The 25,077-nt window shown below is 71.8% G+C and carries 21 protein-coding genes; 12 read left to right on the forward strand and 9 right to left on the reverse strand.

Annotated elements, in window-relative coordinates; translation table 11 throughout:
- Window positions 1-9: 9 nt before the first annotated feature.
- The 6 genes from ACFQUV_RS04315 to pdxH all read right to left on the reverse strand — a co-directional run bounded on the left by ACFQUV_RS04315 (window position 10) and on the right by pdxH (window position 6,488).
- Window positions 10-744 (reverse strand): MIP/aquaporin family protein, encoded by a 735-nt coding sequence (locus ACFQUV_RS04315; protein WP_129611403.1) that lies wholly within the window; start codon window positions 742-744, stop codon window positions 10-12.
- 103 nt (window positions 745-847) lie between these two features.
- Window positions 848-2,347 (reverse strand): glycerol kinase GlpK, encoded by a 1,500-nt coding sequence (gene glpK / locus ACFQUV_RS04320; RefSeq protein ID WP_129611404.1) that lies wholly within the window; start codon window positions 2,345-2,347, stop codon window positions 848-850.
- A gap of 90 nt (window positions 2,348-2,437) precedes the next feature.
- Window positions 2,438-3,991: a glycerol-3-phosphate dehydrogenase gene (gene glpD, locus ACFQUV_RS04325; RefSeq protein WP_129611405.1), complete on the reverse strand. Its 1,554-nt coding sequence runs from the start codon at window positions 3,989-3,991 to the stop codon at window positions 2,438-2,440.
- 116 nt (window positions 3,992-4,107) lie between these two features.
- Complete coding sequence (locus ACFQUV_RS04330; protein ID WP_129611406.1) at window positions 4,108-4,920, reverse strand: DeoR/GlpR family DNA-binding transcription regulator; 813 nt, start codon at window positions 4,918-4,920, stop codon at window positions 4,108-4,110.
- 138 nt (window positions 4,921-5,058) lie between these two features.
- The gene (locus ACFQUV_RS04335; protein ID WP_129611407.1) at window positions 5,059-5,808 is read right to left on the reverse strand and encodes an SDR family NAD(P)-dependent oxidoreductase; all 750 of its coding nucleotides are present in this window, start codon (window positions 5,806-5,808) and stop codon (window positions 5,059-5,061) included.
- Between the two features lie 38 nt (window positions 5,809-5,846).
- Entirely contained in the window at window positions 5,847-6,488 is a 642-nt protein-coding gene (pdxH, locus tag ACFQUV_RS04340) for a pyridoxamine 5'-phosphate oxidase (RefSeq protein ID WP_129611408.1), read from the reverse strand.
- Between the two features lie 123 nt (window positions 6,489-6,611).
- Between pdxH and ACFQUV_RS04345 the strand changes: the two genes are divergently transcribed.
- From ACFQUV_RS04345 to ACFQUV_RS04380, 8 genes are all read left to right on the forward strand, one after another.
- Window positions 6,612-7,127, forward strand: a complete 516-nt coding sequence (locus ACFQUV_RS04345) for an RT0821/Lpp0805 family surface protein (RefSeq protein WP_378394596.1) — start codon at window positions 6,612-6,614, stop codon at window positions 7,125-7,127.
- A gap of 150 nt (window positions 7,128-7,277) precedes the next feature.
- Window positions 7,278-8,294: a DnaJ C-terminal domain-containing protein gene (locus tag ACFQUV_RS04350; RefSeq protein WP_129611410.1), complete on the forward strand. Its 1,017-nt coding sequence runs from the start codon at window positions 7,278-7,280 to the stop codon at window positions 8,292-8,294.
- A 185-nt stretch (window positions 8,295-8,479) separates the two neighbouring features.
- Entirely contained in the window at window positions 8,480-9,298 is an 819-nt protein-coding gene (gene fabI, locus ACFQUV_RS04355; protein WP_129611411.1) for an enoyl-ACP reductase FabI, read from the forward strand.
- A 108-nt stretch (window positions 9,299-9,406) separates the two neighbouring features.
- Complete coding sequence (gene aroC, locus ACFQUV_RS04360; protein ID WP_378394236.1) at window positions 9,407-10,573, forward strand: chorismate synthase; 1,167 nt, start codon at window positions 9,407-9,409, stop codon at window positions 10,571-10,573.
- The gene (ribB, locus tag ACFQUV_RS04365; protein ID WP_129610516.1) at window positions 10,570-11,676 is read left to right on the forward strand and encodes a 3,4-dihydroxy-2-butanone-4-phosphate synthase; all 1,107 of its coding nucleotides are present in this window, start codon (window positions 10,570-10,572) and stop codon (window positions 11,674-11,676) included. Before aroC ends, ribB begins: the two co-directional genes overlap by 4 nt.
- Window positions 11,677-11,808: 132 nt before the next feature.
- Window positions 11,809-12,708: a DUF1194 domain-containing protein gene (locus tag ACFQUV_RS04370; protein WP_129610515.1), complete on the forward strand. Its 900-nt coding sequence runs from the start codon at window positions 11,809-11,811 to the stop codon at window positions 12,706-12,708.
- A 174-nt stretch (window positions 12,709-12,882) separates the two neighbouring features.
- Window positions 12,883-15,069 carry a VTT domain-containing protein gene (locus ACFQUV_RS04375; protein WP_129610514.1) on the forward strand — a complete coding sequence of 729 codons (2,187 nt, stop codon included), beginning with the start codon at window positions 12,883-12,885 and terminating at the stop codon, window positions 15,067-15,069.
- Window positions 15,066-15,854, forward strand: a complete 789-nt coding sequence (locus ACFQUV_RS04380; protein ID WP_244601669.1) for an endonuclease/exonuclease/phosphatase family protein — start codon at window positions 15,066-15,068, stop codon at window positions 15,852-15,854. Before ACFQUV_RS04375 ends, ACFQUV_RS04380 begins: the two co-directional genes overlap by 4 nt.
- Here ACFQUV_RS04380 and ACFQUV_RS04385 read toward each other — a convergent pair.
- The 3 genes from ACFQUV_RS04385 to ACFQUV_RS04395 form a co-directional block, all read right to left on the reverse strand.
- Window positions 15,779-16,378, reverse strand: coding sequence for a cysteine hydrolase family protein (locus tag ACFQUV_RS04385; RefSeq protein ID WP_129610513.1), 600 nt, complete (start codon window positions 16,376-16,378; stop codon window positions 15,779-15,781). The genes ACFQUV_RS04380 and ACFQUV_RS04385 overlap by 76 nt on opposite strands.
- A 688-nt stretch (window positions 16,379-17,066) precedes the next feature.
- Window positions 17,067-17,519 (reverse strand): protease inhibitor I42 family protein, encoded by a 453-nt coding sequence (locus ACFQUV_RS04390; RefSeq protein WP_165364070.1) that lies wholly within the window; start codon window positions 17,517-17,519, stop codon window positions 17,067-17,069.
- 44 nt (window positions 17,520-17,563) lie between these two features.
- Entirely contained in the window at window positions 17,564-18,862 is a 1,299-nt protein-coding gene (locus ACFQUV_RS04395) for an amidase (RefSeq protein ID WP_244601668.1), read from the reverse strand.
- 258 nt (window positions 18,863-19,120) lie between these two features.
- Between ACFQUV_RS04395 and ACFQUV_RS04400 the strand changes: the two genes are divergently transcribed.
- The 4 genes from ACFQUV_RS04400 to ACFQUV_RS04415 all read left to right on the forward strand — a co-directional run bounded on the left by ACFQUV_RS04400 (window position 19,121) and on the right by ACFQUV_RS04415 (window position 24,994).
- Window positions 19,121-20,464 carry an extensin family protein gene (locus ACFQUV_RS04400; RefSeq protein WP_129610511.1) on the forward strand — a complete coding sequence of 448 codons (1,344 nt, stop codon included), beginning with the start codon at window positions 19,121-19,123 and terminating at the stop codon, window positions 20,462-20,464.
- A 203-nt stretch (window positions 20,465-20,667) separates the two neighbouring features.
- Window positions 20,668-22,878, forward strand: a complete 2,211-nt coding sequence (locus tag ACFQUV_RS04405; RefSeq protein ID WP_129610510.1) for a PAS domain S-box protein — start codon at window positions 20,668-20,670, stop codon at window positions 22,876-22,878.
- 95 nt (window positions 22,879-22,973) lie between these two features.
- Window positions 22,974-23,738: an SDR family oxidoreductase gene (locus ACFQUV_RS04410; protein WP_129610509.1), complete on the forward strand. Its 765-nt coding sequence runs from the start codon at window positions 22,974-22,976 to the stop codon at window positions 23,736-23,738.
- Between the two features lie 206 nt (window positions 23,739-23,944).
- On the forward strand, window positions 23,945-24,994 hold the full coding sequence (locus ACFQUV_RS04415) for a Tim44 domain-containing protein (RefSeq protein ID WP_129610508.1): 1,050 nt from the start codon (window positions 23,945-23,947) through the stop codon (window positions 24,992-24,994).
- Window positions 24,995-25,077 lie beyond the last annotated feature (83 nt).

Raw genomic sequence — 25,077 nt, forward strand, 5'->3', positions numbered from 1 at the left:
TCTCCCGGATCACTGGATGCCGACCGCCAGGATGGCGAGGCCCGCCACGAGCGCGCCGACGATCGGCCCGACCACCGGGATCGCAGCATAGCCCCAATCGGAGGAGCCCTTGCCGGGAATCGGCAGCAGCGCATGGGCGAGCCGCGGCCCGAGATCGCGAGCCGGGTTGATGGCGTAGCCGGTGGTGCCGCCGAGCGAGAGGCCGATGCCCCACACCAGCATGGCGACCATGTAGGGGATCATGCCGGGCGCCATGCCGCCGGTGCCGCCGACCGTCTTGGAGGCGATCGCCGCGATGACGAACAAGAGCACGATGGTGCCGATCACCTCGCTGACGAAGTTGGCCGGTAGATTGCGGATCGCCGGGCCGGTGCAGAACACCGCGAGCTTGAGGCCGGGATCGGGGGTCTTGGCCCAGTGCGGCAGGTAATGCAGCCAGACCACCACGGCGCCGAGGAACGCCCCGATGAACTGCGCCGGCAGATAGACCGGCACCTTCGACCAGGTGCCGCTCGACAGCGCGAAGCCGATGGTGACGGCGGGGTTGATGTGGGCGTCGGCGCTGCCCGTCGCGGTGGCGACGAACACGCCGGCCAGCACCGCGATGGCCCAGCCGGTGGTGATGACGATCCAGCCGGAGTTCTGGGCCTTGGACTGTTGCAGCAGCACGCCGGCGACGACGCCGTCGCCGAGGATGACCAGCATCATGGTGCCGAGAAGTTCGCCGAGGAAGGGAGAGGTCATGACCTGTTCCTGACGTCGTCTGAACGAGGTTCGGAGAGTACGCGCGGGCTCGCTCCGCGTCGATGAAGTGCCACGCCCGCCGGTGCGGGAGGGGGCGGTCCAGTCAGTCGACCCAGTCGAACGCGCGGGTGACGGCCTTGCCCCAGGCCGCGTAGAGCTTCGCCCGGCGCTCCGCCGGCATCGCCGGCGTCCACCGCTTGTCGACGCCCCAGTTGGCGACGAGATCGTCGGTGCCCTGCCAATAGTCGGTGGCCAGCCCGGCCGCATAGGCGGCGCCGAGCGCCGTCGTCTCGGTCATCCGCGGGCGCACCACCGGCACGTCGAGAATGTCGGCCTGGAACTGCATGAGAAGCTCGTTGGCCACCATGCCGCCGTCGACGCGCAGCTCCTCCAGGCGGATCGACGAGTCCTTCTCCATCGCCTCCACCACCTCGCGGGTCTGGTAGGCGGTGGCTTCGAGCGCCGCACGGGCGAAGTGGGCGCGGTTGGCGAAGCGGGTGAGACCGGCGACGACGCCGCGGGCGCTCTCCTTCCAGTGCGGCGCGTAGAGGCCCGAGAAGGCCGGCACGATGTAGACGTCGCCGTTGTCAGGCACGCTCGCGGCCAGCGCCTCGATGTCGCCGCTCGACCGGATCAGGCCGAGATTGTCGCGCAGCCACTGCACCAGCGCGCCCGTGATGGCGATCGAGCCTTCGAGGGCGTAGCAGGCCGGCTGATCGCCGAGCCGGTACGCTACCGTGGTGACCAGGCCGCAGGTCGAGGGGACGATCTTGGGGCCGGTGTTCATCAGCAGGAAGCAGCCGGTGCCGTAGGTGTTCTTGGCCTCGCCCGGGCGGAAGCAGGTCTGCCCGACCAGCGCCGCCTGCTGGTCGCCGAGGATGCCGGCGATCGGCACGCCGGCGATGGGGCCGTCGCGGACCTCGCCATAGACCTCGCTGGACGAGCGGATCGCGGGGAGGACACTGCGCGGAATCCCGAAGGTATCGAGCAGCGTGGCGTCCCAGTCGAGGGTGGCGAGATTCATCAGCTGGGTGCGGCTGGCGTTGGTCACGTCGGTGACATGCAGGCCGCCGTCCGGGCCGCCGGTGAGGTGCCACAGCAGGAAGGTGTCGATGTTGCCGAACAGCGCGTCGCCGGCCTCGGCCTTGGCGCGGGCGTCCGGCACGTTGTCGAGGAGCCAGACGAGCTTTAGGCCGGAGAAGTAGGAGGCGAGCGGCAGGCCGGTGGCGGCGCGGAAGCGGTCCTGGCCGCCGTCGCGCGCGAAGGCGGCGACGAGCTGGTCGACGCGGGTGTCCTGCCAGACCAGCGCGTTGTGGAGCGGGGCGCCGGTCCTGCGGTCCCACAGCACGGTGGTCTCGCGCTGATTGGTGACGCCGACGGCGGCGAGGTTCTTGGGCTCGAGGCCCTTGCGGCTCATCGCCTCGGCGACCACCTCGCGAGTGTTGCGCCAGATCTCGGCGGGGTCGTGCTCGACCCAGCCGGGCTTCGGATAGATCTGCCGGTGCTCCTTCTGGGCCATGGCGACGACCTCGCCCTGGCGATCGACGACGATGAAGCGGGTGCTCGTCGTGCCCTGGTCAATCGCCCCGACATACCTGGTCATGCTGACACTCCTCCCGATGCCGCCGCTCGTGCCGGCGGCTGTGCGACTGTGATGACGGTCCGCTGGCGGACGAGTCCGCGGGCGGACCGTTCAGGGGCCGTCCGCGGGGGTCGCGTGGCTCGCGGCGCGCGCCGGGGCGACGGTCGCGAGGTAGGAGTCGAGCGCGTCGGCGGTACCGTCGGGGACGTGCAGGCCGAGCTTGGTCCGTCGCCACAGGATGTCGTCGGCGGAGCGGGCCCATTCGTGGCTGACGAGATAGCGGACTTCCGCCTCGGTGAGTCCGGCGCCGAAGTCGCAGCCGAGATCGGCCATGCGGGTCGCCTCGCCGAGGATCAGCTCGACCCGGGTGCCGTAGGCGCGCGCCAGGCGCTGCGCCAGCGGGGCGGGGAGGAACGGCTTGTTCTTCTGCAAGGCGGCGACGAACAGGTCGAAGTCGCCGGCCGGCAGGTCGCCGCCGGGCAGGTGGCTGTGCTCGGTCCAGGCCGGCTTCAGGTCCGGCAGATGGGGGGCGAGCTTCTCCATCGCGTGCTCGGCGAGGCGGCGATAGGTGGTGATCTTGCCGCCGAACACCGACAGCACCGGGGCGCCGTGATCGCCGCCGTCGCCGGTGTCGAGATCGAGCACATAGTCGCGGGTCACCGCCGAGGCGTCGGCGGCCGCGTCGTCGTAGAGCGGCCGCACGCCCGCATAGCTCCACACCACGTCGGCGGGTGCGATGGGCCGCCGGAAGTAGCGGTTCATCGTCTCGCAGAGATAGGTGGTCTCCTCGGCCGAGATCGTCACCGGGCCGGGCTCGGCCGTGTAGGGCACGTCGGTGGTGCCGACCAGCGTGAAGGCGTCCTCGTAGGGAATCGCGAAGACGATGCGGCGGTCCGGGTTCTGGAAGATGAAGGCGTGCTCGCCCTCGAACATCCGCGGCACCACGATGTGGCTGCCCTTCACCAGGCGGACATTGGCGTGCTTGGCGATGCCGAGCTGCTCGGTGAGCAGCCGGCTGACCCACGGTCCGCCGGCATTGACCAGGATGCGCGCCATCACCTCCTCGCGCCGGCCGCTGTCGCGATCCTCCACCACGGCGCGCCACAGCCCGTCGCGGCGCCGCGCCGAGACGAAGCGGCAGCGGGTCCGGATGGTGGCGCCGCACGCCTGCGCATCGACCGCGTTGAGGACCACGAGGCGGGCGTCGTCGACCCAGCAGTCGGAGTAGACGAAACCCTTGGTGAGCCGCTCCTGGAGCGGAGTGCCGATCGGGGATGTTCGGAATCGAACAGTCTCGGTGCCGGGAAGCGTCTTGCGGCCGCCGATATGGTCGTAAAGGAACAGGCCGAGCCGCACCATCCAGGCCGGGCGCAGCCCGCCCACATGGGGCAGCACGAAGCGCATCGGGCGCACCAGATGGGGCGCCACGGCGAGCAGCCGCTCGCGCTCGATCAGCGCCTCGCGGACCAGGCGGAAGTCGTAATATTCGAGATAGCGCAGCCCGCCATGGATCAGCTTGGTGGAGGCCGACGACGTGTAGGCCGCGAGATCCGCCTGCTCGACCAGGAGCACCGAGGCGCCGCGCCCGGCCGCGTCGCGGGCCAGGCCGGTGCCGTTGATGCCGCCGCCGATGATCAGGAGATCGAAGGGATCGCGTGGGCTCATCGGACCCGTCCCGTTCGGTGCGCGCCGCTCCGGCGCTCTCACCCGACAGGATAGTCCGCAATCCGAAATGTTCGCAAGCGAAAATTCAACTTTCGTTTCCGCACCGCAACGCGAGGTTACTGCGTCGCAACATGGATCGCGATGCCGTGCGTCGCCAGCAGCGCGCGGATGCCGGGAGGCGGCGGCTGGTCGGTGAACAGGGCGCTGACGTCGGTTATCGCGCCGAGCCGCACCAGCGGCCGCCGGCTGAACTTGGTGTGGTCGGTGACCAGGAACACCTGCCGGGCATTGGCCAGGATGGTCTGGGCGGCGCGCACCTCGTCGTAATCGTAGTCGAGCAGCGTGCCGTCGGCGTCGATGCCGCTGATGCCGATGATGCCGATGTCGACCCGGAACTTGCCGATGGTGTCGCACGCCGCCTGGCCGACCAGGCCGCCGTCGCGGTTGCGCACCGAGCCGCCCGTCACCACGATCCGGAAGCTCGTCTTGTTGGCGAGCAGATGGGCGACGTTGAGGTTGTTGGTGATGACGTGCAGGTCCTCGTGATCGACCAGGGCGCGGGCCACCGCCTCGGTGGTGGTGCCGATGTTGATGAACAGCGACGAGTGCGCCGGCACATGGGCGGCGACCAGGCGGGCGATGCGCTCCTTCTCGGCCAGGTTCATCACCCGCCGCATCGAGTAGTCGATGTTCTCGACGCTCGACGGCAGCCCGGCGCCGCCATGGTAGCGGGCGACCTGGCCCTCGTCGGACAGGCTGTTGATGTCGCGCCGGATGGTCTGGACGGTGACGCCGAACTGCTGCGCCAGCGCCCCGATGGTGACGAAGCCGCGCTGGCGCACCAGCGCGACGATCTCGGCGCGCCGTGCCTCGTTCTTCTGCTGGTCGCCGGGCTTTTGCGGGCTGCTGGCCGAATGCGGGCGGGACATGCGGGAAAGCCCTCGCGGATGGCCCGGCGCCCATTGAGGCGCCCGGGCGCCTGCCGGTCGACCGCGCCGCCGCGGCCGCTCGGCGCCGGCGGCGGTCAGCGCGACCGCGGAGCGATCCCTATCACGCCTCGCGTCGGATCACACGTGCTGGCCGCCGTTGATGTGAATCTCGGCGCCGTTCACGTAGGACGAGGCCTCGGTGCACAGCACATAGATGATCTTGGCCACCTCGTCGGTGGTGCCGAGGCGCTGCATCGGGATCTGGGCGACGATCTTGTCGGTGCCGGGCGACAGGATCGAGGTGTCGATCTCGCCGGGCGCGATGGCGTTGACCCGGATGCCGAGGCGGCCGAAGTCGGACGCCATCTCGCGGGTGAGTGCCGCGAGCGCCGCCTTGGAGGTCGAGTAGGCCGAGCCGGCGAACGGATGCACGCGCGAGCCGGCGATCGACGTGACGTTGACCACCGAGCCCTTGGCGGCCTTCAGCTCCTCGATCAGGCCGCGCGCCAGCATGACGGGGGCGAAGAAGTTCACCTGAAAGACGGTCTGCCACACGTCGAGCGTGGTGTTGACGGTGCCGAGGCGGCCGCCCTCCTCGTCCTTGGGCGAGATGCCGGCATTGTTCACCAGCGCGTGCAGCTGGCCGTCGAGGCGCTCTTTCACCTCGGCGATCGCCTCGCGGGTCGAGACCGGGTCGGCGAGGTCGACCTGGAGGTGATCCTCCGGCCCGCTCGCCCACGGGCAGTTCTCCGGGAAGGCGTGGCGCGAGCAGGTGATCACCCGCCAGCCCGCGGCCGAGAAGCGCTTGACGGTGGCGTGCCCGATGCCGCGGCTGGCGCCGGTGAGCAGCAGGGTGCGGCGGGGCTGGTTGCTCAGCGGGGTGTTCATCGGGGCGGCCCTCGGGTGAATGGGTTCGTGGTTCGAAATCAGGGGTAGAGCCGGTACTTGGTCCACGGCGCGCCGGTGCGCTCGCGCTTGAAGACGATACGGTCGTGCAGCCGGAACGGCCGGTCGTGCCAGAACTCGATCGACAGCGGCGCCAGCCGGTAGCCACCCCAGTGGGGCGGCCGCGGCACCGGGCCGATCGCGTACTTGGCGGAGTAATAGGCGACCGCCTTCTCGAAGGCCAGCCGGCTCTCCAGCGGCGTCGACTGCTTGCTGGCCCAGGCGCCGATGCGCGACTGGCGCGGCCGGCTGGCGAAATAGGCGTCCGCCTCCTCGTCCGGAACCTGCGACACCGGCCCGCGCAGCCGCACCTGGCGGGTCAGCGACTTCCAGTGGAACACCGCGGCGGCCGACGGGTTGGCGGCCAGCTCCTGGCCCTTCTGGCTGGTCTGGTGGGTGTAGAAGACGAAGCCGCGCTCGTCGAAGCTCTTCAGCAGCACCATGCGGACATTCGGCATGCCGCCGGCGTCCGCGGTGGCGAGCGCCATGGCGTCGGGATCGGACGGCTCGCTGCGGCCGGCCTCCGCAAACCAGGCGGCGAACAGCGCGAAGGGCTCGCCGGCCTCGGTGAAATCACCGGCCGTTAACCGGATCGCGTGTTCAATCGGATCTGTGTCGGACATGCGTCGAGGTACCTCTTGGCAGACCAGCAGCCGGCCGATGCCGTCGCGTCCGCGGGCCGGACGTCCTACGGTGTCGCGCGTCCGTGGGGCCGTCGCGCACGGCGGGTGGCGAGCTTGAGCCTGGTGACGGCGGCGGCGCTGCTGGCCGGCGGCTGTAGCTTCTCCTACCAGTTGGGATCGCTGATGGGAAACGACGACGCGCATGGCCGCGGTGCGACCGGCGCGCTCGGCGGCCGCCGCGGCGGCGCCCCGGTGCCGGTCGGCAAGGAGACCGAGGGCAGCACCCACGCCGCCGGAAGCGGCGGCGAGCGGTCCGAGAGCGGCGCCGACCCGGCCGCGGCGGATGCGGCGAGCGCGCTGCCGGGCGAGGCGGACCTGGCGGTCGCCCGCACCGCCATCGCCGAGGTGCTGGGCAAGAGCGGCACCACCGCCAGCGCGTCCTGGGAAAATCCGTCGACCGGCGCCCGCGGCACCGTCACGCCGCTGACCGCCCCGCAGCGGGAGGGCGGCCGCACCTGCCGCGACTTCCTGGTCAGCCATGTCCGCGACGGCCGCGAGACCTGGCTGGAAGGTGGCGCCTGCCGGATCACCACCGGCCGCTGGCAGGTCACCCGGCTGAAGCCTTGGAAGCGGGCCTGACGGCGGGGGCGGGCGGTTCGCTCCCGCGCCGCGGCGCCCACGCGGAGCAGCATCGGGCCTCCGGCGCGTTGCGGAAATGCCCGATTCCCCCCACATTCGGCACGACCCCGGGCGCACCGCGCCCGACCCGAGTTCCGGAGTTTTCGATCGATGCGCAACCCCTATGACGTCCTCGGGGTGCCGCGGACGGCGGACGCGGCCGCCATCAAGGGCGCATTCCGCAAGCTCGCCAAGAAGCTGCACCCCGACGCCAACAAGGACGACCCGAAGAGTGCCAAGCGGTTCGCCGAGGTGAACACCGCCTACGAGATCCTCGGCGACGAGAAGAAGCGCAAGGCGTTCGATCGCGGCGAGATCGACGCCGAGGGCAAGCCGCGCTTCCACGGCTTCGAGGGCTTCGGCGGCCACCCGGGCGGCTTTCCGGGCGGCGGCGCCGGGGCGGGGCCGGGCGGCGCCCATTTCGAGAGCTTCTCGTTCGGCCCCGAGGGCTTCCGCCGGGCCGGCGGCGCCGGCGCCGGCGGCCCGCGCGGCTTCGGCGGCTTCGAGGACCTGCTCAAGGACGTGTTCGGCGGCGCCGCGGCGGGCCGCCGTGGCGGCTTCGCCGGCGGGTCCCATTTCGAGCCCGAGGACCTGCATCCGCAGCCGCCCGGCCGCGATGTCGAGGTCGCCGTCACCATCTCGCTCGCCGAGGCCGCCCAGGGCGGCACCCGAAGGGTGCATCTGCCGACCGGCAAGGAGGTCGAGGTCAAGATCCCGCCCGGCCTCGCCGACGGCCAGCAGATCCGCCTGAAGGGGCAGGGGCTGCCCGGCCCCGGCGCGGTCGGTGACGCGCTGATCACCGTCTCCATCGCGCCGCACCCGGTGTTCGAGCGCGACGGCGCCAACCTGCGGCTCGACCTGCCGGTGACGCTCTACGAGGCGGTGCTGGGCGGCAAGGTGCGGGTGCCGACGCTGGACGGTGCCGTCGAGCTGGCGATTCCGCCGGGAACGTCGAGCGGCCGCACCTTCCGGCTCAAGGGCAAGGGCCTGCCCGCCAAGGGCGGGCCCGGCGACCTGCTCGCCAGCGTCCGCATCGTGCTGCCGCCGGAGGGGGACCCGGAACTCGACGACCTGATGCGCCATTGGCGCGACGCCCGGCCCTACGATCCGCGCCGCGACCTGACCTGACCTCTGGCCTCAGTCGTTGCTCCGAAGGCCGCCCCGCCTCGGGGGCAGCCTCCGGAGCCGCCTCCGCCGGCCCGCCGGTCCCGACCAATTGCCCATTCGCGGGGCGGTGTGTGGCGCCTTGATGGTCATCGGGGGCTGTGCCATAGGTGCCGCCGCGCCGGTCTCCGGCCGCTTTGAGGACAACCATGCCGGATACTGCGGGGCTGCTGCGCGGCAAGCGCGGCCTTATCTTTGGAATCGCCAATAATCGTTCGATCGCGTGGGGCATTGCCCGGGCCGCGCATGCGCACGGCGCCGAACTCGGATTCACCTATCAGGGCGACGTGCTGAAGAAGCGGGTCGAGCCGCTGGCGAAAGAGCTGGGCGCCCGCCTGATCGGCCATTGCGACGTCACCGAGCCGGCCACCATCGACGCGGTGTTCGCCGAGGCGGCGGCCGTGTTCGGCAGCATCGACTTCGTCGTCCACGCGGTGGCGTTCTCCGACAAGGACCAGCTCGACGGCCGCTATGTCGACACCACCGAGGACAACTTCGCCAAGACGATGCTCATCAGCTGCTACTCGTTCACGGCGATCGCTCAGCGCGCCGAGAAGCTGATGACCAATGGCGGCTCGCTCCTCACCCTGACCTATTACGGCGCCGAGAAGTGGATGCCCCATTACAACGTGATGGGCGTCGCAAAGGCCGGCCTCGAAGCCTCGGTGCGCTACCTCGCCGCCGATCTCGGCGAGAAGAACATCCGGGTCAACGCCGTCTCGGCCGGCCCGATCAAGACGCTGGCGGCCTCCGGCATCGGCGACTTCCGCTACATCCTGCGCTGGAACGAGTACAACTCGCCGCTCAAGCGCACCGTCACCATCGACGAGGTGGGCGACACCGCGGTCTATCTCCTGTCCGACATGGCGCGCGGTGTCACCGGCGAGATTCACCATGTCGATGCCGGTTACCATGTGGTCGGCATGAAGCGGCCCGACGCCCCCGACATCACCGTCGTCAAGGAGTGAGCCGCGGGCGGCCGCGCCGCCCCGCCGCCACCGCTCGGCTGGCCCGTGCGCCGCCGAATTGACCCCCCGGGGGCCGCGCGCTACCAGACGGCAGCAGGACCCCCGGCGATGTCGTTCAACACCTTCGGCCACCTCTTCCGCGTCACCACCTTCGGCGAGAGCCACGGGCCGGCGCTCGGCTGCGTGGTGGACGGCTGCCCGCCGCGCATCCCGCTGGAGGCCGCCGAGATCCAGGAGCGGCTCGACCGCCGCCGGCCGGGCCAGTCGCGCTTCACCACCCAGCGGCGCGAGCCCGACGCGGTCAAGATCCTGTCCGGCGTGTTCGCCGATCCGCAGAGCGGCGCCCAGGTCACCACCGGCACGCCGATCGCGCTCCTGATCGAGAACACCGACCAGCGCAGCAAGGACTACGCGGAGATCAGGGACGCCTACCGGCCCGGCCACGCCGACTACACCTATGACGCGAAATACGGCCTGCGCGACTATCGCGGCGGCGGCCGCTCGTCGGCCCGCGAGACCGCGGCGCGCGTCGCCGCAGGGGCGATCGCCCGCAAGGTGGTGCCGGGCCTGGTGGTGCGGGCGGCGCTGATCCAGGTCGGCCGGCTGCGCATCGATCGCGCCCGCTGGGACTGGGCCGAGATCGACCGCAATCCGCTGTTCTGCCCGGACGCCACCGCCGCCGAAGCTTTCGCGGCCCATCTGGACGAGGTTCGCAAGGCCGGCTCCTCGGTCGGCGCCGTGGTGGAGGTGGTGGCGGAGGGGGTGCCGGTGGGGCTCGGGGCTCCGGTCTACGGCAAGCTCGACGCCGACCTCGCCGCCGCCCTGATGGGGATCAACGCCGTCAAGGGCGTCGAGATCGGCGCCGGCTTCGAGGCCGCCGCGCTGAGCGGGGAGGAGAACGCCGACGAGATGCGGATGGGCAACGACGGCGCCCCGCGCTTCCTCTCCAACCAGGCGGGCGGCGTGCTCGGCGGCATCTCCACCGGCCAGCCGGTGGTGGCCCGCTTCGCCGTCAAGCCGACCTCCTCGATCCTCACGCCGCGCGCCACCGTGACCCGCTTCGGCGAGGAGACCGACCTTCTCACCAAGGGTCGCCACGACCCCTGCGTCGGCATCCGGGCCGTCCCGGTCGCCGAGGCCATGGTGGCGTGCGTGATCGCCGACCATTATCTGCGCCATCGCGCCCAGGTGGGCGACACGCCGGCCTGGCCGTTCACCCGGCCCGCCGACTCGCCCGAGCAGGTGCCACTCCCGGAATCGAAAGCCAGCCGATGACCAACGAGAACAACACGCGGGTGGAGGCGGCGATCGCCGCCTTCGCACGGGGCGATCTGGTGATCGTCACCGACGACAACGATCGTGAGGACGAGGGCGATCTGTTCGTCGCGGCGTCGATGTGCACGCCCGAGAAGATGGCCTTCGTGATTCGCCACACCTCGGGCATCGTCTGCGCGCCGCTGTCGGTCGAGGAGGCGAAGCGCCTGCGCCTCGATCCCATGGTGGCCCAGAACGACGCGCCGCTCGGCACCGCCTTCACGGTGTCGGTCGACGTGCGCCACGGCTTCGTCACCGGCATCTCGGCCGAGGAGCGCACCAACACGGTGCGGGCGCTCGCCAACCACAACACCGCGGCGGGCGACTTCGTGCGGCCCGGCCACGTCTTCCCGCTGGTGGCGCGCGAAGGCGGCGTGCTCATGCGCTCCGGCCATACCGAGGCGTGCGTCGATCTCTGCCGGCTCGCCGGCCTGCCGCCGGTCGGCGTGCTGGCCGAGCTGATGAACGACGACGGCACCGTGATGCGCGGCCCCGAGGTGACGGCTTTCGCCGAGAAGCACGGGCTGGTGATCCTGTCGGTCGCCGACCTGATCGCCTATCGCCAGGTGCGCGACAAGCTGGTCGAGCGGATCAGCGAGTTCACGGTTCAGACCGAGATCGGGCCGCTGCGCGGCTACGCCTACGTCACCCCGTTCGAGGCGGTGCATCACATGGCGCTGGTGTATGGCGCGGTGGGCGACGGCAGGAGCGTGGTGACCCGGCTGCACCGCCACAACCTGCTGCGCGACACCTTCGGGGGCGCGCCGACCATTCACGCGGCGCTGCGCCGCTTCAAGGCGGAGGGGCGGGGCGTGCTGGTGGTGCTGCGCGACGGCACCGTCGGGGTGCCGGCGGCGGCGCTGCCCACCAACGGCGACGCCCCGACCGACTCGGAGGCCGCCCGCTCGCAGCAGTGGCGGGAGATCGGGCTCGGCGCCCAGATCCTCAAGGACCTCGGCGTGTCGTCGATCCGGCTGCTCGCCTCCTCGGAGCAGCGCTATGTCGGTCTCGCCGGCTTCGGCATCGAGATCGTCGCGACCGAGCCGGTCGACCACACGACGTAGCCGGTCGCGATATGCGCCACGCCGGCGGCGCCACGCCGTCGCAGCCGCGATAATGCGATCGTGAACGCCGGCCGCTTGCCGCGCCGCGACCCTGTGCGACCATCCCGTCTCCAGCATCGTGCGGAGACGGCCATGCGGGCGAGGCGAGCGGCAACAGCGCTGCGGGTGGTGCGACGGGTGGCGGGACTGGCGGCCGTCGCGGCCGCGGCCACCACCGCGGTGGCGGCACTCGGTGTCGCCGCGACCCTGCGGCTCGCCGATCTGCCCGCCGCCCAGGCCGGCAGCACCGTCGACGTCGAGCTGGTGCTCGCCGTCGACATCTCCTACTCCATGGACCCCGACGAGCAGGCGCTCCAGCGCGAGGGCTATGTGGCGGCGCTGACCTCGCCGGAGTTTCTCTCCGCGCTGCGCCAGGGCATGCACGGACGCATCGCGGTCACCTATGTGGAATGGGCCGGCGCCGCCGATCAGCGCGTGCTGGTGCCGTGGCGCATCGTCGACGGTGCGGCCAGCGCCGAAACCTTCGCGGCCGCGATCGCCGAGGCGCCGTATCGGCGCGCCTACCGCACCTCGATCTCCGGCGCGCTGCAATTCTCGGCCGAGCTGTTCGCCAGCTCGGGTGAGCGCGGCATCCGCCGCGTCATCGACGTCTCCGGCGACGGCGCCAACAATCAGGGGCCGCTGGTCGATCAGACGCGCGACGAGGTGGTCGCCAAGGGCATCACCATCAACGGGCTGCCGCTGGTGCTCAAGCGGCCCTCCGCCGCCACCCTCGATCTCGAGGCGCTCGACGTCTACTACGAGGACTGCGTCATCGGCGGCCCGTCGGCCTTCGTGGTGCCGATCCGCGATCGCTCGCAGTTCAAGGAGGCGACCCGTACTAAGCTGGTGCTGGAGGTGGCGGGCGCGACCCCGCCGGCGCGCCCGGTGCCGGTCTCGGCGACCACACCGCGCGTCGAGCCGCGCGTCTCCTGCACCATCGGCGAGCGCATGTGGCAGCAGCGCTGGGGCCGCGGCAGCGACTTCAACTGAACGAGGACGCCCGGCAGCTCGCGACACCGCCGCGGCCATACGCCGCGACGGGATGACGCCGCCCGACCCGGCCGGTAACAGGAGCGGCCCGCCACCACGGCACCAAATCGCGCGTCGTGCGTTGTCGCCGCGAGCCCGAGATCCCGCCGGAACCCCGTCGCCCGATGCCCGTTGATGACCTCGCCGTCCGTTGATGATGATCTCGCCGTCGTCGCCGACCGCATTCTCCGTCCCGGCCACAATGTGTGGCGGGTGGAGCCGACGCAGCGCGCCGCCGTCCTGATCGACGGCGAGCAGTATTTCTCGGCGCTGCGCCGCAGCCTGCTGCGGGCCAGGCACGCGGTGCTGGTGGTCGGCTGGGACATCCACAGCCAGACGCGGCTGCCGCGCACCGGGCCCGACGACGACCTGCCCGAGACGCTGGTGGATCTCCTCGCCGCCCTGGTGGAGCGCCGCCCCGCGCTGACCATCCGGCTCCTGCTGTGGAACTACTCGGTGCTGTTCGCCGGCGAGCGCGAGTGGTTTCCGTCGCTCGCCATCGACGACCGTACGCCGCCCCAAGTGATCCTGCGGCTCGACGACCGGCTGCCGTTCGGCTCGTCGCAGCACCAGAAGATCGTCCTGGTCGACGACACCGTCGCCTTCGCGGGCGGCCTCGACCTCACCATCCGGCGCTGGGACCGCTGCGCCCACCGGGCCGCCGATCCCGACCGCGTCGACCCCGACGGCGTGCCCTACGCGCCGTTCCACGACGTCCAGCTCGTCTGCGACGGCGCCGCCGCGGCGGCGCTCGGCGACCTCGCCAAGAACCGCTGGCGGCGCGCCACCGGCGAGACGCTGCCGAGCCATCCGGGCGATCACGACGTGTGGCCGGATGGCGTCGTGCCCGACATCCGAGACACGCGGCTCGCCATCGCCCGCACGGTGCCGTGCTGCGACGACGGCGAGCCCGAGGCGCGCGAGATCGAGGCGCTGTTTCTCGACAGCATCGACGCGGCGCGCCGCAGCATCTACATCGAGAACCAGTTCGTCACCGCGGCCGCCATGGCGGAGCGGCTCGCCGCCCGCATGCAGCGCATGCCGGAGCTCGAGCTGGTGGTGGTGACGCCGCGTCAGTATCACTCGTGGATCGAGGCCAACACCATGCATGCGGGCCGCGCCCGCTTCCGCCGCATCCTGGAGGAGGCCGGCGTGGCGGCGCGGGCGCGCTTCCTGTTCCCGCAGGTGTGCGACGGCGACAGCACGGCCGACACCATGGTGCATTCGAAGGTGATGGTGGTGGACGATCGCCTGCTGCGCGTCGGCTCGGCCAATCTCAACAACCGCTCGATGGGGGCCGACGCCGAGTGCGACGTCGTCCTGGAGGCGGAGACCGAGGCGGAGCGGCGCGCCGTCGCCCGCGTCCGCAACCGGCTGATCGCCGATCATTGCGGCGTCGGCGAGCAGGCGGTGGCCGATCAGCTCGCCCGCACCGGCTCGCTGCTGCGCACCGTCGAGACGCTGTCGGGCGGCGGCCATCGGCTGTGCCCGGTGAGCGATCCTGAGTCGCCGCCGAGCGTGCTGCCGCTGGCGATCGAGCCGATCGCCGATCCTGCGGCGCCGATCAGCGTCGAGGCGGTGACCCGCCAGGTGATCGGGCCGGCGCAGGCCCGCCGCTTGCCGGTGTTCGCCAAGATCGGCGCGGTGGCTCTCGTGCTGATCGGCCTGGTGCTCGCCTGGCGCACCACGCCGCTCGCCCAGTTCACCGATATCGAGCGGGTGCGGGCACTGCTCGAAGGGCTCGGCACCGTGTGGGCGCCGGTCGCGGTGGCCGGCGTCTATGTGGTGGCGGGGCTGCTCGGCTTTCCGGTGACGGTGCTGATCGCCGCCACCGCCATGGTGTATGGCGCTTGGCTCGGTCTCCTCTACGCGACGCTCGGCGCGCTGGTGAGTGCCGCGGTCGGCTTCGCGATCGGTGCCAAGCTGGGGCAGGAGCCGTTCATCCGTCTGCTCGGGCCGCGGCTCAACAAGATCCGGCGCAAGATCACCCGGCGCGGCGTGCTCGCGGTGGCTGCCATCCGGGTGCTGCCGATCGCCCCGTTCACGGTCATCAATCTCCTGTCGGGGGCGGGCGGCGTGCGCTTCGCCGACTTCATGGGCGGCACGCTGCTCGGGCTGACACCCGGTCTCGTCGCCATGTCGGTGTTCGGCGATCGGCTGCTCGCCGTGATCCGCGATCCGACGCCGGGCCGCATCGCGGTCGCGGTGGGGCTCCTGGCCGGCTGGATCGCGCTCGCCTTCGGCATTCAGGCGGTCGTGTCCCGCCGTGGCGGCCGCGACGAGGAGCGCGGTCGCGGGCGCGACGGGAGCCGCGATCCGTGAGGCCGGCCGGCACCGTCCGGGTGATGACGTGGAACATCCACGGGGCGCTCGGACTCAATCCCGATTTCGATCTCGCCCGGGTGATCGCGCTGATCGAGCGGCACGATCCCGACATCGTGGCGCTCCAGGAGGTCGACTCGCGGCGGCCGCGCGCCGCCGACGCCGATCCGTTCGCGGTGATCGAGCGGACGCTGGGCCATTACGGGCTCGGCGCCAAGTCGATCGTCACGGCGGACGGCGCCTACGGGCAGATGCTGCTCAGCCGATGGCGGCCGCGCGCCTGGGCGGCGCACGACATCTCCTATCCGGAGCGCGAGCCGCGCCGCGCCATCGTGGCCGACATCGACACGGCGCATGGCCCGTGCCGGGTGATCGCGACCCATCTCGGCTTGAGCTTCGGCGAGCGGCGCAGCCAGGCGCGCGCGCTGCTGGCCCTGATCGAGGAGAGCCCGTTCACCACCGTGGTGGTGGGCGACTTCAACGACTGGCTGTTCGCCGGCTCGGTGCGGGCGGTGCTGCGCGGCGCCTGCCCGGGGCGGACGCGCTTCCGCACCTTCCCGTCGCACTGGCCGCTGTTCCGGCTCGACCGCGTCTATTGCCGGCCGGCGTGCGCCCTGGTGTCGGCGTTCACCGACCGGGCGGCGCGCGGCCTCTCAGACCACCTGCCGGTGATCGCCGATGTCGCCGTCACGGTCGACGTCGCGGCCGATCAGCCGGCCAGCTCCTCACAGGACGAGACGATGGTGGCGAAGCGGTCGGCGAGCGCTGCCAGCGCATTGCGGTGAACCTCGGCGGCCGGCACCAGCGAGCCGTCGAGCGGGTGGCGCAGGTCGCGCGTCGCCGTCGCGGCCGCCACCACCGTGGGGGAGAGGCCGAGATCGACGGCCCCGCGGGCGGTCGCCTCCACGCACATATGCGTCATGAAGCCGACGAGGACGAGCGACGAGCGATGCAGCGCGTGCAGGCGATCGGCCAGATCGGTGCTGGCGAACGCATTGGGGAGGCCCTTGACCAACACCGGCTCGCCCGGCGCCGGCGTCGCCGGCGACGCCACCTCGACGCCGCGCGTGCCGGGCGCGAATGGACCGCCGCCCTTGCTCTGATGCACCACATGGATCACCGGCGTGCCGGCGCGGCGGGCGCGCGCGAGCAGGCGTCCGATCTCGTCCAGGGCAGCATCGATGCCGACGAGCGGCAGGCGGCCGTCGACATATTCGCGCTGGGCATCGATCACCACCAGCACGGTGTCGGTCAGGTTGGCCGGAGCCGGCGTCACGCCGGCGAGCTCGAAGAGGGTTTTGGGGGACATTGCGACGTCACGGCCTCTACGGAACACGGAGGACGGAAGCAGAGCACGGAAATGGGGGGAACGGAAATCAGGAAAGCGAGCCGGAAGCTACGAGTGGAGATCGAGCGCACGATCGCAGCGGCGCCCACCGACGGCCCTGCGGGCTGATCCAAACGGGCTCATAAAACGCAAACACCGGAGACGTCGTTCTCCGGTGTTCCAGGGTTCTCCGGTGTTACAGGATTGTCCGGTGTTCCAGATCTCTGCTCGGATTGCCTTGCTTCGGATATTGCCCGAAGGCTCTGGTTCTCGGCTCTGTTTCGCGGTTCTGGTTCTCGGGTGGCCGCTCTCGGCGAGCCGATGTGGTAATCGGGGCCGGTCAGAAGGCACCCAGAACAATGGCGGTCACGAAGGCGAACACCGCCACGATCGCCACACGTTCCAGGTCGATCGAGTAAGCCACATTCGTCTCCTTGGACTGGCGCATTTTCTGGCGGCGCAGACTCTGGTTCGCCGTCGACAATGCGAACGAGTAGACGTCTCTCGCGTCAGAACGTCTGGAGTGGAGGCGATCACCTTGGATCGAATTCCTCTCCAGTGAGCGGCGGCAACGTAGCACAACCGGCCGATGTTCTGAAGGCGGAAACAATTGCGCGCCGCAACATGGGTGTGCGCTGCGTGCGTCGATTTTATCAATTCATGCCACTGCTCAGTGGACGTCGACCACCAGCTTGTGCATGCGCACAGGCTGCCGCTCCCACGGGCGCTCATACACGAAACGCAGCTCGCATCGGCCCGGGGCTGCGGCCCGCAAGTGCCAGCGATGCAGCCCGGCGGCGCCCACATTGGCGCTCGTGCCGGCGCGTCGCCGATGGCCCAGATCGACGACGTCGATGCGGACGCCGGCGTCGCCCTGCTGGTCGACATAGCGCCAGACATACCCGGTGGAGATGTTCTCCTCCAGCACCACCGTGGTCTCCGCCCCGAGGGCGAGACGCAGGGTGGCGGTGGTGGCGTGGACCGGCGGCGTCTCGCCAGCGGCCTGCGTCGCACCGGGGCCTGTGCTGGCGGCGAGCGCCGTGACGACGGCGGCGGCCATGAGCCTGGCGCGTGCGAGGAGGCCGTGGGCTGGCGCCAGGGAGATGGGGCGAAGAGCCGGCATGGCGTCCCTCTTGGATGCGCGCCGACGCCTTGCGAGGCTCGCGGTCATCCGCCCGACTCGGTGGACACAAGTTGCTCGACGAACAGCGCCGCCTCGAGGGCCGCCCGGTCGCGTCCAAACCGGCCGACGATCTGGATGCCGAGCGGCAGGCCCGACTCGTCCTTCGCGCCCGGAACATTGATGCACGGTGTTCCCATAAGGGTCCATAACCTGTTGAAAGTCGATAGTCCGGTAGAGCCTAGCCCGCGCGGCGCCGCGCCGGGGGCCGATGGCGTCAGCAGCACGTCCAGGTCGTCCATCAGATCGGCGAGCGTCTGGCGGGCCCGCTTGGCGACCCGGCGGGCGTCGTCATACGCCTCCGGCCGGATCGTCGCGGCGGCATCGAGCAGGTGGCGCAGCAGCGGCCCGAGCTGGTCGCGGTGGTGGTCGTGCTCGTGGGCCAGGGCGCGGAACGCTTCGTAATCCTGCACCAGGGCGTGGGCCCGGAAGGCATCCTCGAACACCGGGGGCAGGGCGATCTCGCGGACCGTGGCGCCGGCGGAGGCTGCCACCTTCGCGGTGCGCTCGACGAGCGCCTGCATGGCGGCGCTCGCCTGCGGCCAGACATGGGTGCGGACGACGCCGACGCGGGGCGCCGCCGCGGCCGCGCGGTCCACCCGCAGATCGCGCCCGGTCAGGGCGGCCGCCGCGAAGGCGACGTCGGCGACGCCGGCCGCGAACACGCCGGCGGTGTCGAGCGACCACGAGAAGGTCTTGCAGCCGACCATCGGCAGCATCCGGAACGACGGCTTGTAGCCGGCGACCCCGCAATAGGAGGCCGGGCGGATCACCGAGCCGCCGGTCTGGGTGCCGATGGCGATCGGCACCAGCCCGGCCGCGACCGCCGCGGCCGAGCCCGACGACGAGCCGCCGGGCGTGTGCTCGGGATGATGCGGATTGGCGGTGCCGGCCGGATCGAGGAACGCGAAGGGCGTCGTCACCGTCTTGCCGAGGATCAGCCCACCGGCGCGCCGCGCCATGGCGACGAGCGCCGCGTCGGCGACCGGGCGGTGCCCGGCATAGATCGGCGTGCCGTATTCGGTCGGCAGGTCGGCGGTGTCGAAGATGTCCTTGATGCCGACCGGCAGGCCGCGCAGCGGCGCCGCCTCCAGGGTCGCGGCGGAGGCCGCCGCCCGCGCCCGGGTGCCGGCGAGGTCGAGCGCCGCGAAGGCCCCGATCGTCTCCTCGCGGGCCGCGATCGCCTCGGCGCACAGGTCCACCACCTCGGCAGGCGTCAGGTCGCCGGCCTCGATGCGGCGGGCGAGTTCGAGCGCCCTCAGGGGGCGGACCGGCGGCTGCGGCACGATGTGGCATCTCCTCTGCGGCTTCTGGTCCGGGGCAGCGCCTCGGCCGGCGCGGCGCCCGGACCGGCGGGCCGGGCGTGTTTGACGAAAAGGCGGCGCGCGATCAAGCGCCCTCTGGGCAGGGCTTCTCCGCGGCAGGCGCGGCGGCCGGGATGGTCGAGCGCGACGCCGGTTGCGCCGTGACGTGGATGCGGTCCGCCGGGCAACGGGCGAGTAACGTTGAGGGCTCGTTAAGGGAGTGTCCGGCAAGCTCCGGACATGACGCGCGACGTTCGTTGGTATCTCGTCGGCTCGCTCGTTCTCCTCACGCTCGCCGGTTGCGCCCGCAACTTCATGGCGCAGCGCGAGCCATGGCGGCGTGAGGCGGAGGTTCAGTGCCTCAAGTCGGGCTCGGTCAAGCAGGGGCCGGCCGTCGCTCTCCTATCGCCGATCGACGGTCCCGGCGCGTGCGGCGCCGACTTTCCTCTCAAGGTTGCGGCGCTCGGCGAGATCCAGGCGCTCGGCTACACCGACGAGCCGCTGCGTCCGCCGGGGGGCATCCCGCGCGGCACGCCGGCGGCTGCACCCGGTCGCGTGCTCGGCGCGCCGCCCGGCTATCTGCGGGTGCCCGACGGTCCGCCGCCCGCCACCCGTCCGGCCGCGGTGCCGGGGCCGACCCCGTTGTCGCCGCCCGGCAGCGGCCATGCTGGTCCGCCGCACCGTGTCGACGCCGATGCCGGGCCGCCACGCGGCCGCGCCGCCGCGATCGGCCGCGGGCCGTTGCCACCGCCCCGCGACGCCGGCCCCGACTACGAGGAGCCCGGATTCTCGCCGACCCCGATCGACCGCCGCTCGCCGTTCGGCGACGGATCGCCGCGCCAGGGCCGCGCCCCGGTGACGCGGGAGGTCGAGCCGCCGCGGCAGACCGCCTCGGTCTACCCGCCGCAGTATCCCGCCATGGGCGAGCCGGTGCCGGTCGGCCCGTCGCGGGCCGAGCCGCTGACCACCGCGGCCACGCCGGCCAGCGTGTCGCCGGCCGCGACGCTCGCCTGTCCGCTGGTGTCGGCGCTCGATCGCTGGGTGCTGGAGGGCGTGCAGCCGGCCGCGCAGCGCTGGTTCCGCCAGCCGGTGGTCGAGATCAAGCAGATCTCCGCCTATTCGTGCCGCGGCATGAACGGCAATCCGCGCGCCCGCATCTCCGAGCACGCCTTCGGCAACGCCCTCGACATCTCCGGCTTCGTGCTCGCCGACGGTCATGTGATCACCATCAAGCGCGGCTGGCGCGGCACCCCGGAGGAGCAGGGATTCCTGCGCGACGTCCAGGTCTCGGCCTGCGAGCTGTTCAGCACCGTCTTGGCGCCGGGCTCGAACGTCTTCCACTACGATCACATCCATGTCGATCTGATGCGTCGCGACAGCGGTCGCCGCATCTGCCAGCCGGCCGCGGTGCCGGGCGAGGTGATCGCGGCGCGCGCCCGTGCGGGGCAAGGTTACGCGGCGCATCGCTCCGACGTCGGGCCGACCGGCTCGGTGACGCCGCGGCGGCGCGCCGCCGCTCGCTCCGGCGACGATCGCTTCGACGAGGATCGCGACTTGCCGAAGGCCGTCCCAGGCGAAGATTAGGCTGTTCGAGCTAGTCGGGCCGACGGCTTGCGCAACCCCGTGAAAAGCGTGAGGGTGAAAGCCGGTTCGCGGACATAATCCGACGACACGGGGCCGGACCGGCTGCGCAGCGGGCGCCGGCGGCGGAACGGAGGAGCGAAGTGGCGGGGCCTGCGTCGGGCCGCGGGGTGAGCCCGCGACGGTCCAGAACCCGGCGGCGTCCCATGCCGTTGCGGGTCGCGCTCGCCCTCCTGGCGCTCGGCGTGCTGCTGCCGAGCCTCGCCTTCTTCGCGGTCGAGTATCGGGTGGTGCTGGGCGAGAAGCAGGCCGAGGTGGAGCGGCAGGGACGGCTGTTCGCCCGCGCCATCGCGGACGACATCACCCGCGAGATCGCCGTCAAGCGGGCGCAACTCGCGGTGCTCGGCACCTCGCCGCATCTCGTCGGCGACAATCTCGCGGGCTTCCACGCCCAGGCGCGCCAGAGCGTCGCCGCGGTGCCGGGCTGGATCGTGCTGTTCGCGCAGGACGGCCATCAGATTCTCAACACCCAGGAGCCGTTCGGCCGGGCGTTGCCGCCGACCCGCAACCCGGCGCTGATACGGCATGTCCACGACACCATGTCGTGCGCCACCACCGGCGTGTTCGCCTCGCCCCGCACGGAGCGGTCGGTGGTGGCCCTGCTGTGCCCGGTGCCCGGGACCGACTACGTGCTCTCCGGCCCGCTGCCGGTCGATCATCTCAGCAGCGTCGTCGCCCGGCAGACGCCGTCCGGCTGGGCCGCAACCCTGATCGACCGTGACGGGCTGGTGATCGTGCGCAGCGAGGCGTCCGACACCACGGTGGGCGACCGCCTGCCCGACGAGGTGCGCCGCCGCGTCGCCGCCGGCACCGGCGGCTGGACCGGCTTCATGCTCGACGGCGAGGAGTACCAGGCCGGGTGGCAGCGCCTCTCCAACGGCTGGACGGTGTTCGCCGCGGTGCCGCGCGCCACCGTCGATGCGCCGATGCGGCGCTGGAAGAGCGACGTGCTGTGGAGCCTCGTGGTGTTCTCCGGGCTCGCCGTCCTGTGCGCCGCGCTGGCGGGCGAGTGGATCATCCGCTCCACCCGCGACCTGTCGCGCGCCGCCGCGGTGATCGGGGCGGGCGGCGTGATCGACCGCGTCGACACCGGCATCCGCGAGGTCAACGAGGTCGGCCAAGCGCTGGCGCAGGCGTCGCACGACCGCGCCAAAGGCGAGATCGCCAACGCGCATCTGGCCGCGCTGGTCAGCTCGTCGGGCGACGCCATCATGAGCGTGTCGCTGGACGGCGAGATCCTGAGCTGGAACGCCGCCGCCGAGGAGCTGTACGGCTACCGCGCCGACGAGGCGGTGTGCCGGCCGCACGCCATGCTGGTGCCGCCGGACCTGCTCGGCGAGCTGGACGAGAAGCTGGCGGCGGCGCGCGCCGGCCGCAGCCTGCGGCTGGAGACCATCCGGCTGCGCAAAGACGGCACGCCGGTGGAGGTGTCGCTCGATGCCGCGCCGATCCGCAGCACCGACGGCACGCTGGTCGGCATCTCGGTGATCGCCCACGACATCAGCCAGCGCAAGCGCAACGAGGCGCATGTGCAGTTCGTGATGCGCGAATTGTCCCACCGCACCAAGAATCTGATCACCGTCATCATCGCCATGGCGCGCCGCACCGCGCGGCAGAGCGACACCTTCACGGATTTCGAGACCAAGTTCTCGGGCCGCCTGCAAGGGCTGGCGCGCTCGCACGATCTCCTGGTCCACACCGACTGGCGCGGCGCCACCCTCGAGGAGCTGGTGCGCTTCCAGCTCGCGCCGTTCGTGGGGGAATCCGCGTCGCTCGACACCGCGGGACCGGAGCTGATGCTGCGCCCCGAAGCGGTGCAGAATCTCGGCTTCGCGCTGCACGAGCTCGCCACCAACGCCAACAAGTACGGAGCGCTGGGGCAGGCCGGCGGCTGCGTGAGGATCGATTGGCAGGTGGGGCCGGGGCCGCACGGCGAGGATCGCGTGCGGCTGCGCTGGCAGGAGGCGGGCGGCCCGGCGGTGGAGCCGCCCGGGCGCGTCGGCTTCGGCTCGACGGTGATTCAGAAGCTCACCGAGGCGGCCCTCAACGCCACCGTCACGGTCGCCTATGCGCGCGAAGGCTTCCGCTGGGAGGTCGACATGCCGGCCGCCGAGGTGCTGAGCGAGATGCCGCCGCCGCGCGGCGTCGTCGAGACGGTGCCGGACCAGGCGCCGGCTGGTGATGCGCCGATGGGTGATGCATCGACGGGTGATGCGCCGCCGGTGTCGGCCGCCACGCAGGAGGCCGACACGGCGTCGTTGGAGTCGACATCGGCAGAGCCGGCATCCGCGCACACGGCATCCGCCGAGCCTGCGGTCCGCCCTCCGGCTCCGGCCGAAGAGGCCCGCGCCGGCTGACCCGCCTTGCCATGCGGGACCGCGGAAACGGGTGGCGGCACTCGCCCGCCTCGCCGACGGTCGCCTTCGATCCATTGCGAACGAAGGAGACCAGCATGGGACAACTCGACGGGAGAATCGCCATCGTGACCGGCGCCAGCTCCGGCATCGGTCAGGCGGCCGCCCTGCTGTTCGCGCGCGAAGGCGCGCGGCTCGTGCTGGTCTCGCGTCGCCGCGATCCGCTCGATGTGCTGAGCGCCGAGATCGCCGCGGCGGGCGGCGAGGCGATCGTGGTCACGGGCGACGTGCGCGACGAGGCGACAGCGGCCGCGGCGGTGACGGCGGCGGTCGCGCGGTTCGGCCGTCTCGACATCGCCTTCAACAATGCCGGCCTGATGGGCGAGGCCGCGCCGGTTCCGGAGATCGCGCCGGACACCTGGCGCGAGGTTCTGGACGTCAACCTGACCGGCGCCTTCTACGGGGCGCGCCACCAGATCCCGGCGATGCTGGCGGCCGGCGGCGGTGCGATCGTGTTCACCTCGACCTTCGTCGGGCACACGGTCGGCTTTCCGGGCATGGGCGCCTATGCGGCCAGCAAGGCGGGGGTGATCGGCCTGACCCAGGTGATCGCCGCCGAGTTCGGGGCGCAGGGCATCCGCGCCAACGCGCTGCTGCCCGGCGGCACCGACACCCCGATGGGCCGCACGGCCGCGCCGACCTCGCAGGCCCGCGCCGCCGTCGCCAACCTGCACGCTCTGAAGCGGCTGGCCGACCCGGACGAGATCGCCCGGGCGGCGCTCTGGCTCGTCTCCGATGCGGCCAGCTTCGTCACCGGGACGGCGCTCCTGGTCGACGGCGGTGTCTCGATCGCCCGCGCCTGATCCCACATTCCGGTCATCGCACCGGCCGTTCCGCGGGACCGAGCCGCGGAACGGCACGCGCGGGTTGCGGGGTAGGGCGCTGCGGCCCGTGGCCGCGGCAAGCCTGTCGGAATCGCGACAATGCGCCACTTTCCCGGGCGCCCGGGCCACCCGATATAACGCGGCGTGACCGCTCCCGCGACCGTGGGAGCCTGAGGAGGACATCCATGTTCGGTTCGCGCAAGCGCCCGATTTTCCTGTCCCTGGCCGTCGCCTCGGCCCTGGTGCTGCTGGCCGGCGACATCGCCTGGTCGCGCGCCGGCGGCGGCTCGAGCTCCGGCAGCCGCGGCAGCCGCACCTATTCGGCCCCGGCCCCAACCAACACGGCACCCGGCGCGACCGCCCCGATGGAGCGCTCGATGACCCAGCCGGCGCGGCCGAATGCCGCCCCCGGTGCGCCCGGCATGGCGCAGAACCGGCCGGGCGGCATGTTCGGCGGCTTCGGCGGCGTCATGGGCGGCCTCGCGGCCGGCTTCCTCGGCGCCGGCCTGCTCGGCATGCTGTTCGGCAACGGCTTCATGAGTGGCCTCGGCGGCTTCGCCTCGATGCTGGGGCTGCTGCTGCAAATCGGCATCGTGGCGTTCCTGGGCATGTTCCTGTGGCGCATGTGGCAGAACCGCCGGCGCCCGGCACCCGCCATGGCGAGCGGCCCGCAGGTCGACCCGCATCACGCCGACCCGCACCGTGGTGACGGCATGATGCAGCGCCAGGGGCTGGGTGGTGGCCTCGGCGGTGGCCTGGGTGGCCTCGGTGGCGGCATGAGCGGCGGCTACGGGGCCGCCACGGCCGCGGCGGCGCCGGAGCGCGCCGACGAGGTCGGTATCGGCCCGGCCGACTACGACGCCTTCGAGCGGCTGCTCGGCGACGTCCAGACCGCCTACTCGACCGAGGATCTGGCCAAGCTGCGCACCCTGGTCTCGCCCGAGATGCTGTCCTACTTCTCGGAGCAGTTCGCCGAGAACGCCGGCCGCGGCGTGATCAACAAGGTGTCGGACGTCAAGCTGGAGCAGGGCGACCTGGCCGAGGCGTGGCGCGAGGGCGACGCCGAGTACGCCACGGTGGCGATGCGCTTCTCGCTGGTCGACAAGACCGTCGATCGCGCCACCGAACGCCTGGTGTCCGGCGGTGACACCCGCGAGACGGTCACCGAGGTGTGGACGTTCCGGCGGCCGCGCGGCGGCAACTGGATGCTCTCGGCGATCCAGCAGGCGCAGTGATCCTGCGGCCGTGATCCCGAGACCGGACGCTAGGCGCTCCGGCTGGAATCGCGATCGGACAAAAAGGCCGCGGGAGTGATCCC

Source organism: Rhodoplanes sp. P11, from assembly GCF_964266735.1.
In the GTDB taxonomy this organism is placed as follows: domain Bacteria; phylum Pseudomonadota; class Alphaproteobacteria; order Rhizobiales; family Xanthobacteraceae; genus Rhodoplanes; species Rhodoplanes serenus.